12 protein-coding genes and 1 pseudogene are annotated in these 13,261 nt (G+C 59.3%); 4 read left to right on the top strand and 9 right to left on the bottom strand.

The window, feature by feature from the left end:
- Window positions 1–450: pseudogene (locus AC1DH9_RS08040) on the bottom strand (hypothetical protein); the annotation flags it as partial.
- A 77-nt stretch (window positions 451–527) separates the two neighbouring features.
- Here AC1DH9_RS08040 and AC1DH9_RS08035 point away from each other — a divergent pair.
- Both AC1DH9_RS08035 and AC1DH9_RS08030 read left to right on the top strand, forming a co-directional pair.
- The gene (locus tag AC1DH9_RS08035; protein WP_427545030.1) at window positions 528–707 is read left to right on the top strand and encodes a hypothetical protein; all 180 of its coding nucleotides are present in this window, start codon (window positions 528–530) and stop codon (window positions 705–707) included.
- Window positions 708–733: 26 nt separating this feature from the next.
- Window positions 734–976: a hypothetical protein gene (locus AC1DH9_RS08030; RefSeq protein WP_427545032.1), complete on the top strand. Its 243-nt coding sequence runs from the start codon at window positions 734–736 to the stop codon at window positions 974–976.
- 212 nt (window positions 977–1,188) lie between these two features.
- On the opposite strand, the gene AC1DH9_RS08025 is transcribed toward AC1DH9_RS08030, so the two are convergent.
- On the bottom strand, window positions 1,189–2,187 hold the full coding sequence (locus tag AC1DH9_RS08025; protein ID WP_427545095.1) for an AraC family transcriptional regulator ligand-binding domain-containing protein: 999 nt from the start codon (window positions 2,185–2,187) through the stop codon (window positions 1,189–1,191).
- A gap of 69 nt (window positions 2,188–2,256) precedes the next feature.
- Between AC1DH9_RS08025 and AC1DH9_RS08020 the strand changes: the two genes are divergently transcribed.
- Together AC1DH9_RS08020 and AC1DH9_RS08015 are read left to right on the top strand one after the other, a co-directional pair.
- On the top strand, window positions 2,257–3,093 hold the full coding sequence (locus tag AC1DH9_RS08020; RefSeq protein WP_427545034.1) for a sterol desaturase family protein: 837 nt from the start codon (window positions 2,257–2,259) through the stop codon (window positions 3,091–3,093).
- 250 nt (window positions 3,094–3,343) lie between these two features.
- Window positions 3,344–3,943, top strand: a complete 600-nt coding sequence (locus tag AC1DH9_RS08015) for a transglycosylase SLT domain-containing protein (RefSeq protein ID WP_256585307.1) — start codon at window positions 3,344–3,346, stop codon at window positions 3,941–3,943.
- Here AC1DH9_RS08015 and AC1DH9_RS08010 read toward each other — a convergent pair whose 3' ends face one another.
- From AC1DH9_RS08010 to AC1DH9_RS07980, 7 genes are all read right to left on the bottom strand, one after another.
- Window positions 3,944–4,123, bottom strand: coding sequence for a hypothetical protein (locus tag AC1DH9_RS08010; RefSeq protein WP_427545036.1), 180 nt, complete (start codon window positions 4,121–4,123; stop codon window positions 3,944–3,946).
- A gap of 122 nt (window positions 4,124–4,245) precedes the next feature.
- Window positions 4,246–4,767: a poly-beta-1,6-N-acetyl-D-glucosamine biosynthesis protein PgaD gene (gene pgaD, locus AC1DH9_RS08005; RefSeq protein ID WP_427545038.1), complete on the bottom strand. Its 522-nt coding sequence runs from the start codon at window positions 4,765–4,767 to the stop codon at window positions 4,246–4,248.
- The gene (pgaC, locus tag AC1DH9_RS08000; protein ID WP_477808018.1) at window positions 4,764–6,125 is read right to left on the bottom strand and encodes a poly-beta-1,6-N-acetyl-D-glucosamine synthase; all 1,362 of its coding nucleotides are present in this window, start codon (window positions 6,123–6,125) and stop codon (window positions 4,764–4,766) included. Before pgaC ends, pgaD begins: the two co-directional genes overlap by 4 nt.
- Window position 6,126: 1 nt before the next feature.
- Window positions 6,127–8,124, bottom strand: a complete 1,998-nt coding sequence (gene pgaB, locus AC1DH9_RS07995; RefSeq protein ID WP_427545042.1) for a poly-beta-1,6-N-acetyl-D-glucosamine N-deacetylase PgaB — start codon at window positions 8,122–8,124, stop codon at window positions 6,127–6,129.
- 12 nt (window positions 8,125–8,136) lie between these two features.
- Window positions 8,137–10,617, bottom strand: coding sequence for a poly-beta-1,6 N-acetyl-D-glucosamine export porin PgaA (gene pgaA / locus AC1DH9_RS07990; RefSeq protein WP_427545044.1), 2,481 nt, complete (start codon window positions 10,615–10,617; stop codon window positions 8,137–8,139).
- 302 nt (window positions 10,618–10,919) lie between these two features.
- On the bottom strand, window positions 10,920–12,431 hold the full coding sequence (locus AC1DH9_RS07985) for a YdgA family protein (protein ID WP_427545046.1): 1,512 nt from the start codon (window positions 12,429–12,431) through the stop codon (window positions 10,920–10,922).
- A gap of 286 nt (window positions 12,432–12,717) precedes the next feature.
- Window positions 12,718–13,261, bottom strand: a 544-nt coding sequence (locus tag AC1DH9_RS07980; protein WP_477808017.1) for an NADH:ubiquinone oxidoreductase subunit N, incomplete at its 5' end; no start/stop codon positions are given.

Raw genomic sequence — 13,261 nt, 5'->3', positions numbered from 1 at the left:
GACAAAAACCTGTCCTGGTCCTGAACGTCGTTTTGCCACAAACCTGCCGCACTCACGGTGGCGGGAATGGTCGAAACGGCAACAATCAGGAATCGCGGCGAGTATCAGTGGGAAGCGCAAATCCACCGCAAGGGCTATCCAGCCCAAAGAAAAACCTTCGAAACCAAATCCGATGCCCAAGCCTGGGCGCGAATGATCGAAAGCGAAATCGACCGGGGTATCTTTGTCTCTTGTGTCGAGGCTGAACGCACCGCCTTTCATCAACTCATTGATCGTTACGTCTCCGCGGTCGCTCGTCACGGTTACCGGTTGAGTCTGCCACCAATCGCAGACGTACCAAGGTGTCCAGGAAAGCCGGGGCGATCCAGCATTCAGATAGTGCGAGGCCCAGATCAATTGCGGGTTTTCTTCCATCAGGTCGCGACCTGCCAGCAAAGTGGTGGTTTGCATCTTGGGTGCAGTATGTAGAGAATCCCCTTTCTGCTCGAAAGGATGCGTGCAATGAAGCCGAAGGGACTTTCCAATACATGACCCCGCACGGGATCGTCTTCAACGTCTCGCAGATCACCCTCACCGACAGCGAGCGCGGCCGCCTGCGCGAGCTTCATTTTGGCGAAGCGAAAAACGCTCACTATCAGGCCAACTGCAAGGTCGTAGAGGTGTACGACGAGATGCGATTGGCCCACAGCGCTCTTCCGAATCCCTGATCATCAAGACCTGAGTGGGGCTGCACATGTCCGAAATTACCCAGACGGTCATCGTCGTGGCGCAGGCCTTTCTACTTGATCGGTTTCTTAAGCCGTACCCGCTGCGCAAGTGGCTAGGGGTGACGCTGGTGGTGGCTGGCGCAATTGGCTGCGTTGCAGTGAGCCAGGCCCGGTTGCTGGGCTTTGACCTGGGATTGATGTCGGTCCTTGCCGTGCCGGTGGGCGCGGGGCTGTTCGTGACCAGGCGGCGGTTTGTGGAGGTTGGCTGAAGTGCATCATCCCTGGCTCGGCATCATCCACCAGCGCCTTGGCCAAAGCGATGTAAAAAGGGGCGCCTGCCTTCGATTGAAGCAGGCTGACTGCCGTAGGCCGATTGCTGCCGTTTTGGTGATGATCAATGCATTACAGGCGCAGCCCCCAAGAGCTAAGCGCTGCTCGCTGTGAACCGAGCTTCCGCCCACACCAGTTCACTTTCTCTGCGCTACCTACCCGCCTCGACATTGCGAATGCGATCGTCAAATGGCTCACGCCGCCATCGTTTACGCGCATGCAGATACGCAGCCAGGTCCCCATAACCCAGCTGACTGGCAATTTGCGCGCGGTTCTCACCCAGAAATTCAAGATGCTGTTCCAGCTCGGCCCTCACCAGGTCCAGCAGCAGGCGGAACGTCATGCCTTGCTCTTCCATGCGCCGGCGCAGGGTACGCGGGCTCTGGTGCAGCGCCTCTGCCTGATTTTCCAGGCTGGGTACCACGCCGCGCGCCAGGCTTTGTCGCATGCCGGCCGCGATTTTCCCGGTCCAGCCGTTGAGTTGGAGATGCCGGGCAATCCGTCGGTCCATCTCACTGCGCAACAACTCCGCCATCCCGTCGTGTCGCGTCAGCAGAGGTAACCGCAAGACGCTCGGGTCGTAATACAGGCAGTTATGCGCGCACTCGAACACGATGTTATCCCCGAACCATCGGGTGTATTCGGCGTGGTAGGTTGGTCGCGGATGGGCGAAGTGAGCCAGCACCGGCCGGACCGGTTCGCCCGTGGCTTTGCGCAGTTGGGTGACGGCCATCACGCAGTAATGTTCCACCACGTAGCGGGCCAGTTTGGCGGGTGCGTCGATACGCAGCTCTACGCCCAGGCCATGGGCATCATTGATCAGCTTGACGCTGTCCATGTCCGACGCCAGCCCCGCATAGTCACACCAGCACTGGATAGCTGCGCTGACGTCCGGGCAATACATGCAGATGTACGTCAGCTCGTGGCAGTCCTGCGGCGTGAACCCGGCGAACAGGTGCAGGCCAATGGCAGGATCTTGTTGTGCCGCCGCCGTCCACAATTGCTCAAGCTCAAGCAGGCTGTAATCGCCTCGGTTACTGCGTGTCTGCTTGTGCAGTACACGTTCCAGAACCTGTCCGAGCTGCCCTCGATGAAAGCGACGGGCTGGCTGATTGGCCTCTTCTCGAGTGATTTTGTCCATTTCGCACATGTTGTCCGGAAGGCTCATGGTTTCTTATTGCTCAGGCAATGCCCAAGTCGGGCCTGACTCGAGATTGCCATGAATACAATAATGCTCGCCAACAATCCAATTCTGGTCGTCGCCGGGATTTTTCTGGGTTTCATCCTGCTGGAAATCGCGTGCGCCTGTTTCCGCCAACCCAAAGGTCAGCGCCGCGATACGCTGATCGAGGTCATCGGTTCGTCGCTCCTGCTGGGTGTCACCTTTCCATTGGTGATGTTCCTCAGCAACCTGCTGCTCGGCAGTCTGGCTCCTCAACTCAAGAACAGCCTGGCCAATATTCACTGGGTGGCCGGCCTCGGGCTGTTTCTGCTGTTCGATGACTTGACCCAGTACTGGTGGCATCGCCTGACCCATCGGCTGCCGTTTCTCTATGCCCTGCATCGCGCTCACCATTCGGCGCCCTACATGAGCATTCGCATCGTTTATCGAAACAACAGCTTTTACTACCTGCTGATGCCAGGTATCTGGCTGTCCGGCGCCCTCATCTACCTGGGTCTGGCACCGGTTTACTACGGTTACCTGATCGTCAAGATGACGGTCATCTTCGCCGCGCACAGTTGCGTCGCCTGGGATGAAAAACTCTACCGCATTCCGGCCTTGCGTCCGCTGATGTGGGTCCTCGAACGAACCATTTCGACCCCCGCCACCCATGCGGCCCATCATGGTTTGAACGCCAATGACGGCGTAACCCACTACAAGGGAAACTTCGGTAACCTGTTGTTTTTCTGGGACGTGCTGTTCGGTACGGCCAAGATCACTCGGCGTCGCCCCTCAACCTATGGCATAGAGGATCTGCATCCGGTGACGTGGCAGCAGGAGTTGTTCTGGCCGCTGGTTCGTTCGCCAAAGCGAGTGCGGCAACACGATCTTTGAGTACTTCCCAGTGTCCACTTTTCATTTGGCCAACATGCCGGATCACACCGAGTGGTCGCTGGCTGATGACACAACACAGCCACGACCTGCCCTCGTGTCGTTTCCAGGCTGATTTCCTGGGTAGTTTCTTGAGTGGTTTCTTGGGTAGTCTGTGGTTTGGCGGCTGGCTTGTTAGCAAACAACGATCGCGCTGTATTCCCCACCCTGTTTTGAACCGATAAGGATTGGCCAATCGCCAAGTGAGTGATTTTTGCACGGACGTTTTTTAGTCGTACTCATCGCCTTGGGCTTGTTGGCGGGTTGCTCGACGACACCGCCAAGAGAGCAAAGCAACCTTTGCAGCATCTACCGCCAATACCCGGCCTGGTACGAAGATTCGCTGAAGATGGAGAAGGCCTGGGGCCTGCCGCCGCATGTGGCGATGGCGATCATCAAGCAGGAAAGCAGCTTTGTGCACGATGCCCTGCCCCCTCGCTACTACTTTTTGTGGGTTATTCCCTGGGGACGGGTCAGCTCGGCGTATGGCTATGCCCAGGCGCAGGATCCGGTGTGGAGCGAGTACAAGAGTGCGACCGGCAATGGCGGTTCGCGTGACAACTTTGACGACGCGATCATGTTCGTCGGCTGGTACGTCGCCGGCACTCAGCGTCAGTTGGGGGTTTCCAAGTGGGATGCCTACAGCCAGTACCTTGCCTACCACGAAGGACGTGGCGGGTTCAGTCGCCAGACCTATCTACAGAAACCCTGGCTGATGCAGGTCGCGCGCAAGGTCGAGCAACAGGCAAAAGATTATGGCTGGCAACTCCGGCAATGCAGGGGCGAGTTGGAGAGCAACCGCAGCTGGTGGTAGTCATGCCTTGGATGACTGCTCATCCACGACGTCCACCTCGGCAGGTTCCTCCTCGTCGTCATCCTCTTCATCGTCGTCGAGCAGAAAGTCCTTGCGCGCTTCAGTGATCGCCCGGCGCATGTCTTCGCCCTTGATCGGGCAGTTGAGCAATTGGGCAATGCGGTCAATTCGTTGTGTCACAGCTGGCCTCCAACGCACCAGTAATTGGCTTGATAGTGCTCGCTTTCAACGAACGACGCCAATGCCCTGAACACCCGGACCGCAATAGCCCTGTAAAACTTTCAGTCAAACCTTACCGCAGCTCACGTCACAGGCATCTGATCGTCATTTGCCGCCAACACCAACGCCTTCTGCTGCACCAGTGAGGCCGGCGGGTGCAACTGCTTCTGGAGCTCGGGATCGATGCGAAAGAAGCGTGGGACAACGTGGCTGACGTCGCCGTCTTCGTTGTTGTGGATCACCATGGTTCCCAGATCGCGCAGCTGAGCCAGATGCTCTTCGGTCAGGTTGAAGCTTATGCTCAAGCCTTTGTCATCGATCACCGGTGCCGGTAGACGACGCTGGGCGAAGCTTTTGCTCTTGCGGTGCTGGTAACGCGCCCAGGAGATCAGGACCACCGCGTTGAACAGCGCCACCCACAAGTAGATTTGCAGCGTGCCAAGGCCGTCGAGCATTGTCGATTCGATACGCAACCCTTCGTGGGTATCAAACAATGGCCAGAGGCCGCTTACCAGCAGGTACAGCAAGCCGACCCAGGCCAATACCGTGAAAAAGGCATCAATGACGACCAGAAATGGTCGTTGACGGGTTCTGATGATTTTCATTTGCTGAACTCCTCGTCATCGTCATCCTCATTCAGCGGCTTGATGCCACGGTCGGGACTGACCCAGCGCGCACGCTTCTGATGTTGGCCAAACAGCACTTTGGGGAAGCTGACCAGGGTGGTGAGCAAACTGATGAACCAGAACACCAGCGGGTACCAGACCACCCAGAACATGGTTTTCCACAGCCCGCGCTCGTAGCGACGGTCGATCAGGATGYTGACCGCGAACTGCAGCAAGCAGACCATCGCCAGCAACAGCCCGGTGAAAGCCGGCGGCARCAAGTGGTGCACGGCAATGGCGGCCGGCATGTCGACGAACTTGCCCACGCCCCAGAAAATCACCGACAGAAAAAAGGTGAWGGCCCAGCCGGTGGACAGGCAGTACTCGAACAGCAGCGGCCAGAGGTAGCGATGGCGGTACTGCCAGATGCCGCGGATGTTTTTGAACAGCACCTCGGCGCCGCCCTGGGCCCAGCGCAAACGCTGCTTCCACAACCCGGACAGGGTTTCCGGCATCAGAATCCAGCACAGCGCGCGCGGCTCGTAGAAGATGCTCCAGTGATCCAGTTGCAGCTTCCAGCTGATGTCGATGTCTTCGGTGATCATGTCCGGGCTCCAATAGCCGACCCGATGCAACGCCGAACGACGGAACGCCACGATCACCCCGGACACGGTAAAAATCCGCCCGAAGACCCGTTGGGTGCGCTTGATCAAACCGATGATCGAAGAAAACTCGCCGACCTGAACACGCCCGACCAGCGTCGAACGGGTTCGAATCCGTGGGTTGCCGGTCACCGCGCCGAGTCGCGCGTTGTCGAGCATCGGCGCCACCAGATAGGCCGCCGTGTTCGGTGCGAGCAAGGCATCGCCGTCAATACACACCAGGTACTCACTGCGCGCGGCAATCGCGCCCATGCGCAAGGCCACCGCTTTACCCTGGTTYTCCGCCAGGTGCAGCACCCGCAARCGYGGRTCYTSSGCMGCSAGKGCRTCGAGCACMGCGGCGGTGTTGTCCTTGGAGCCGTCGTTGATCGCGATCACTTCGATGTTCGGGTAATGCTGACCCAGCGCGGCATGAATGGTATCGGCCGCGTTATCGCCCTCGTTGTAGCAAGGGATCAGGATCGAAATCAGCGGCTCACCCGCCAGCGGCGGCGGCAGCGTGTCGTCCGTCCACGGCCAGTGGCGCTCCCAGTGCAGCCAGAAATACAGGCCACCGGCGATCCACAGTCCGGACATGAACAGCGGATAGAAAAACACGAAGTCCATCAAGAATTGCCCGGTGACCAGAAAGATCAGCCCCAGGGGAATCCCCAGGACGATCGCCAGGACCAGCAGAGCTAGAAGTCTATCCAGCATGTTATGGATTCCACTTGTCGGAGAGCGCGGGACGCACGGTTTTCAGGTCCGGCTGGTTCTCAAGGAAGTTGTCCGGGTAGTAACCGAAACTGGTCGCTCCCTGGCGTTTGAGGCGACCCATCCAGTCAGTCAGTTGCCCGCCATCGATGTCGGCGCCGCTTTTCTTCGTCCAGTCCCGGGCCTGCAATTCGAACACCGTGCGCTCCAGTGCTCTCGGCCGGACCTTGACCGTGGCCACCAACTCTTCGAGCCATTCACCCGATTGCTTGAGGGGTTTACCTTCCATCAACGGCATTGCCATCGGTGCGGTCCAGTCATAGGTGCCGAGGAAGTCGTCGAGGTTCTGCGCGAACCAAGCCTCACTGGGCGGATTGAGCATCGGTTCGGCGAAGATGTTGCGCGCCGTCAGCACCTGTGGCCCACGAATGGCGCGAACCTTGGCGGTGAGCTCTTTGGTGAAGTCGATCAGGTAGCGACTCTTGAACCGAGTCCAGCGCTGCATCATCGCCGGATCATCGCGCAGGGCCGCCATTGACCCCGGCAAACCGTTGGCCGCATAGGTGCGCAAGGCTTCGGGACTGGCGTCCTCGAAGTCCGACAGCACTGCATCGTCGTGGTAGAGGATGCCGTCGACCGAGGTCAGACGCGCCACGTCCTCGTAGATTTCACCGATGATGCGCCGCACGGTCGGGTCGAACGGCGACAGCCGTCGATACTGTCCCGGGTCAACCGAGGTCTGGCCTGTGGCCGGGTCCCAACGGGTGACCCGGGGCAGTTTTGGATCGAGGGCAAAGCTGAGCACCGGCATCCAGGCAAAAACCTTGACGTGGGCGCGAGTACGCAACTGCCAGGCCACCCGGTCGAAGATGTCGGCGCGAACCGGAAGGTGGCGGTTCGGGAAGTACAACGAGTGCACCAGACCGTCGCCCTGTGGATCGGCGAAGGCTTGCAGGAACACGGTGTTGGCGCCCATGTCGGCCATGCGCTGGATCAGCTTGCCCAGATTGACTTCCTGCTGGGCCGGGTCCGGGTCATAAACGTTGTCCAGGTCGACATGCACCACGCGCATCGGTGAGCTGGACTGCACCGCGACGATGCTGTTGGCAAAGTGTTCGCCATCCGGGTCCGAGGCCACCAGGAAACGCGGGCTGCTCATCAGGTTGTCGAGTGCATCGAGCCCGTCATCCAGGGTCAGGGCCATCTGGTAACCCTGGGAATCGATCACCTGCAATGCGGTGCCATCGGCCGTGCCGTACGGCCAGACCCATACACGCGGGTTATAACCGGTAGCCTTGCGGATTTTTTCGGTAATGGTGACCACGTCCTTGCGCAGACGAGCCTGGAAATCCGCTTCCGACTCATAGCGACCGGTCGCAGCGTCATAACGACGAGTCGCCGCCGCCGGCTGCAGGTTGCCTTGCGGATTGGCCAGGATGCCTTTGTGGCTGGCGTCGGTGTGAGCGGCGATTTCCACCAGCCCGGACCTGGAAATTTCAGTGATCTGCGCCCAGGTCAAAAACTCCGAACGCGGTCGCATATCGCCTGCGAAGTCCACGAGCTTATCCGGTGGTGTATCGATCCAGGTACCGACGGGCGCCAGCAAGGCATGCCAGTTATAGGCCCGCAGCACCGGTAGCACACGGGTGTAGAAGCTCGAATAACCATCGTCGAAACTCAACAGAATGGCTTTGGCCGGCAGTTCGGCCCCCCCCTTGCGCGCGGCGATGATCTGATCGACGGTGACGGGTTTGTAGCCGTTCTCACGCAGCCACGCGAGCTGCTCGATCATCCGCTCGGTGCGCACCGCAACGACCGCCTGATCAGGGTCGCGATCTTCGACATCGTGATAGGCAATTCCCAACACATGGTTTTTCGGCCATGGCGTTTCATTGGCCGGCAGCGGTCGCTGTGCCGGTGGCACAAAGGTCGGGGCTTGCCGGGCGCAGGCGCTGATCAGCAAAACGCCTAGCAGAAGGATGCAACGGGTCATCAGAGGCATCTTCAAACTCTTCTAGAAACGGTAGGTAAGGTCGACGAGCAGACGCAGATCGGTTTCTCGATCGCCGTCGAAGGGCCGGTTGATCGCGCTCAGCGCGGCACCGACCTCGAACACATCATTCCAGCTCAAGCGCTGGCCGTAGCTGAGCAGGCCTACACCGCCAGTGGAGTAATCACGCTGGCTGTATGTACCGGCACCGACCTGGAACTGCTGACTCCACGAAGTTTCGTAGCGGTGATAGAGCACGTGATTGACGCTGACCGTCGGCAGGACGCTGAAGTCCGACTTAGGGTTGAAGTAGGGAACGTCCTCATTCTTGCTGTTGTGGCTGGTGCCGACCTCCAGACCGAGGTCGACCTGCACCCCCGGCGCGCTGTACACGCCTTCGCGTCCGGTCAGCAATGCTTCGAGACGATTGTTGCCATCGCTGAAGTGCGACGGGCTGACCGCCAGTTTCCACTCGCGGCTTTCGTTGGCGCGCCAGCGCAGGAAACCGCTGCCGCCGTTGGCGGTGACGTCACTGTTCAGTGCCCGCAGCGGCGTATTGGCCGAGAGGTAGTCGAGGCTGCCGCCATACTGCCAGGCATCATTGATGTCGCGGGCAATCGACAGGCGCGCGCCCTGTTTGTTGCCATAGCCGAAGTTGTGATTGGAGACTTGCGCTTCCAGTGTCATATCGCGGGTTCGGCGCTCGACACCAAGCCGTTCGACACGGTCACGACCGGTGCCTTCCTGGAAGTCACCAGTGGCATAACCGGCACCTGCAAACACACGCCAGTCCTCATCGATCGGTGGACTGTAAAGCGTGGTCTCAATGCCAAAGTCCTTGCTGCCAGCGACTGCACCGGCACCGTTGCTGCCACCGCCATAACTCTTGCCGCCATAGGTCGACACGCGCAGTTCGGCCATGTCGTGCACCTCACGCTGACGCTCCAAACGCTGCACTGCACGGTTGTCCGGGAATCGCGCAGCGACGTCATCGGTCAACGCATCGAGCTGGCGCCACTCCTGCAAATCCTGCGCGGTATGCCCTTGCGCGACTTCCAGACCGATATCTCGCGGCGCCATGCTCTCGGTTTCCTTGAGCAGATTTTCTGCACGGCGTGGCCAGGCACGCGCCAGGTAGACATTCGCCTGCGCCAGACGCAAACCGACGTTGCCCGGCGCTTGTTCGACCAAGGCATCCAGGCCTTGCTGGCTAGCGGGCAAGTTACCGCTATAGATGCCCGCCTGGGCGGCCAGTTGTTGCGCGTCCATCCATGAATCGTTGGGATTGCCGATCGGCAAACCTTTGAGCTCCACCCGCGAGCGCTGAGTCTTGGCCAGGTTTTCGGCGACGGTGCGTGCTTCCTGCGGTTTATCGCTTTCCATCAAGGCGTAGAACAGCGCCGTGGTGTCTTCTACCCGGTCAGCCGGGTCGGCGTCCGGTGCGACCAGCACTTGGCGATACAAGTCTGTCGCGACGTCCGGTTGACGTTGATCCAGATAGGAAGCCGCCACCCAGCGCATGGCGTAGGTTGGAATTTTCACGTTTTCAGCGAGCAGTTTCTGGTATTCGCCGATGACCTCAGCCGTGCGCGCGCGGGCCTTGAGTGCGCCCATGCGGTCGATGCGCCAACGAACCACGTCGTCGTGAGCCTGTGCATCCGGGGTCCAGGTCGCCAGCAACTGGTCGTAGTCGCTCAAGGCACGATCGGCGATGTCGTAACGTTCTTTTTCACTGCGCGTGGCAAATTCCGCCAGCCGCACGCGCTCTGCCGCCACATCACCTTCGAGGCGGCGCTGCGTCACCGGATCGATCAATCCCGGACGTTGACGGGCCAGACGCAAAGCCGGCTCTGGCAGCCGTGCGCGTTGCAGGGCGAAAACGTATTCGCGGGCGACGTCAGGTTTGCTCCCGGCGCGGATGAACGCCTGGTCGTATTCGAACAACGCGTCATAGGTCGCACCGGAACGGGTCAAGGCGTAGCCCAGCGCCAGGCGCCGGGCCGGATCGTCAGGTTTGGCCGCGACGAGAGCCTTGGCACGGTTGACAGCCTCGACGGGGTTTCCAGAATCAGCCTGGGTCATGGCCAGGCCGAGTTGCAGGTCAGCATTCGCAGGTTCGAGCGCCAGTGCCTTGCGGTAGAGCTCGGTGGCAGAGTCCCAGCGCTTGAGATTACGGTAGGCACGAGCGGTGGCGGTCAGCGCCTGAATCGGCAGCACCCGGTTGCGCCCCTGGGTTTCATAGACCTGAACCACTTCGGCGTCGAGACCCGCCCAACTGGCGATCTGCAAATGGTCGCTGACCTGGCCGGTGGTCACCTGGTTAGCAGGCACGTTGCGTAACAGCGTCAACACCGGTGCGTAGTTACCAGTACGCGCATCGCGAATCATTTGGTCGTAGGCGGTATCCGCGAACGCCAGACTCGGCCAAAGCAGTTGGCTGCACAAGGCCACGCGAATCAGAGGGCGCAAGCCAAGAACAATAAAAGGACGAGTAATACGTGGCATTCGTCAGCATCCTTACATGGCGAGCCGGAGTCTCATACCCCCCTTGCCTGGTTTGAAACGGGAAGTCGGGCAATCACCCGACAAGGTTTTGCAAACGCAGTATTTCACGCAAGGTTAGACCACTATCAGGAACACAACATTTATTCAGATTCAGTACAACGGCTTAACCCCCGTGCGCCCTACAGCCTTGATTTACGGGCACCAGACAGCAAAACGCCCAGCCAATCCGCAAGTTCGGAGGGCCGGGCGCTAGCTTGTAACCTGCGGTCTAGAGCGTTCGTTCAAGTCCAGCGGTGGGTCGTTTACTGGGGTACGCCAGCAGTGTTGAGCTTGCTCATCACGAAACCGACGAACTGTTCGACGGTCATCTTCTGGCCGTTGAAGTCCACCTGATTATTGGCGTAGTGCAGTTTGGAAACGATGTTGTTGCCGTCCAGCGTTGCCAGTTGCGTACCGACAGCCATGCTGCTGACCATGTCGCTGGTCGCAGTGGCTTGATCGGCAACGACCTTGATGTCGGTCTGGCCTTCCACCTGCGCCTGCACCGTCACCAGATCGGTGATCATCGGCTTGGAGATCTTCAGATTGAAGTCCAGCAGGGCAATCATTTGCTTGCCCAACTGGTCGGGTGGCAGGTCCAGCGATGTCGGCTTGGTCAGGTCAATCACCAGGCTGGCACGGCTTTCACCGTTCGGGGTGGTGAACGAAAAGTTCTCCAGCGCGACCTGTGGCTGGGCGGCCAGCAGTGTCTCCAGACTCGCCTTGACCTGTGCCTGTTCGGCGTCGGTCAGGTTCAGCTCGGGCGCCGGCTCACCCGCTGCGGCAGCGGCAGCGGCGGCCGCTTCGTAGGGCTGCAGTTTGTTCTGGTAGATCTGCACCAGCGACAGCGTCGACGGGATATCGAGGTTTTTCATGCTCCAGGCCATTTTCGCGGAGCCGAGGGGCTTGTCATTGAGGGCGATTTCGCCAATCTTGTAATCGGCACGCCCTGCCGCGTTGGTCCCGGACTCGGTGGTGGAACTCTTCATTTCAGCGTTCTTGAAGGTCATCACCGACTGTTTGTCGCCAAAGGTAGTCCTGGTGCTGGTCAGCTCGACGACGTTTTCCCCCAGGTAGTAGCCATAGCTGCTTTTGCTGAGGTTGCTGGCCAGGGTCAGGCCATTCAATTCGATTTTCACCGGGGACTGGTCTTCGGCAATGCTGGTCAGCGTGAGGCTGTCCATGTATCCGTCAGCCTTGACCTTCTGGGCCTGGGCGCTGGCCGACACGTCGAGGTTCAGCCCGGAAAACTTCAACGTGGACTTGTCGTCCAGTGCCGTTTCGACGGGCAGCAGTTCAAGGTTGCCGCTGGTGGCACGGTCATAGCCGATGTTGACCACCCCCTTGAGCGGGGACAGGTCCTTGGTGGCAGCGAACCACTTTTCGGTGGTTGGGGTCTTTTCCAGCGAGTAGTGACTCGTCGCCATGACCGGCAGCCATTTCAGCGACACCAGGCGCGAGAATGGCAGCGGGCCGTGTTCGATGTGGTCAACGAACAGCAGCTCTACGCCTTCGGGGTTCTCGCCGAACATTTCGCCCTGGCCCTTGAGGCGGTAGTGCGCGGTGCTGCTGAACAATTGGCGATCCAGCGACACCAGTTCCAGGGTCGCGGTGCCTTTGGAACCGACCATCGCCGTTTGCAGCTCTTTGTTGGCGTCAGCGATTGAGGTTTGCAGCACCCCTTCCAGCTTCGTACCGGTGTACCAGGCGCCGCCGGCGCTGATTGCACCGATGGCGACAACAATTCCCAGAAGCACGCCTGCTGATTTATTCATGAATGATCCGATCAATGTCCGTTGTTGAAAATGTGGTCGTCTTCCCTGAACCCTCGACGGGTTGCGGCTCGACTCCGCTAAAAGTGCGATGAGATTAGCATTAGCACCGCGGAGYGGCCCAATGATTAAAGGTGAAAGAGTGTCTATGGAGCGCGGGTGCGGGATTTTCGTTGATTACTCGATCGCCATCGCGAGCAAGCTCGCTCCCACAGGGGATTTGCGTTGATCACAGTTCCAATGTGGGAGCGAGCCTGCTCGCGATGACGGCAGTCCTGCCAACATCGAATCAGGAATACTGCACCTCTATCTCATCCAGCTGATGATCAAAGCTTTTCAGCCGTGCCGTCCATGTATAGACCAGCACTTCAAAATCCCGATTGATTACCGCGCCATTCGGTGAATCCGCGCGCGGGTCGCAAAAATCCAGTTGATAGCGTTCGCGGGCCATGGCGTTGGCCACGTCAGACAGTTCGCGGGCGTTGTTCAGCCAGTGCCAGCCTTCATCGGTGACCTGTTTGTCGAGGGCCAGGCATTGGGTCTTGAGTGCTTCGAGGCTTTTTTCCAGCGGGGTTCCGGTAAGTTCGCCCATGACTTCCTGAAAGGTACGTCCCGGTTGCCAGTAACTGCCCCAGAAATACCGGTCGAATACCGTTTCAACCCGGCGCAACGCCACCTTGGTGTCCCAGATCAGCACCAGGGTTTTGCCTTGCTCGAGTTGTTTTTTCTTGATCCGCCGGGTTTGCAGCAAAGCCCAGGCGGCGACTGCGATCGACATCACCCCGATCAGCGCACTGGCACTGTCGAGAAAGATCAAAGCCTTATCAATCTGG

The organism is Pseudomonas sp. 05T35 (genome assembly GCF_056396605.1).
Note: the sequence above shows the minus strand (reverse complement) of the source record. Positions and strands in the feature narration are given on the sequence as shown.

What these genes read in the sequence shown, in the direction of transcription:
- AC1DH9_RS08035 (WP_427545030.1), top strand. Translation starts at nt 528, where the DNA reads ATGACCCCGCACGGGATCGTCTTCAACGTCTCGCAGATCACCCTCACC.
- pgaA (WP_427545044.1), bottom strand. Translation starts at nt 10,617, where the DNA reads ATGCCACGTATTACTCGTCCTTTTATTGTTCTTGGCTTGCGCCCTCTG.
- AC1DH9_RS08030 (WP_427545032.1), top strand. Translation starts at nt 734, where the DNA reads ATGTCCGAAATTACCCAGACGGTCATCGTCGTGGCGCAGGCCTTTCTA.
- pgaB (WP_427545042.1), bottom strand. Translation starts at nt 8,124, where the DNA reads ATGCCTCTGATGACCCGTTGCATCCTTCTGCTAGGCGTTTTGCTGATC.
- AC1DH9_RS08025 (WP_427545095.1), bottom strand. Translation starts at nt 2,187, where the DNA reads ATGTGCGAAATGGACAAAATCACTCGAGAAGAGGCCAATCAGCCAGCC.
- AC1DH9_RS07985 (WP_427545046.1), bottom strand. Translation starts at nt 12,431, where the DNA reads ATGAATAAATCAGCAGGCGTGCTTCTGGGAATTGTTGTCGCCATCGGT.
- pgaD (WP_427545038.1), bottom strand. Translation starts at nt 4,767, where the DNA reads ATGAAAATCATCAGAACCCGTCAACGACCATTTCTGGTCGTCATTGAT.
- AC1DH9_RS08020 (WP_427545034.1), top strand. Translation starts at nt 2,257, where the DNA reads ATGAATACAATAATGCTCGCCAACAATCCAATTCTGGTCGTCGCCGGG.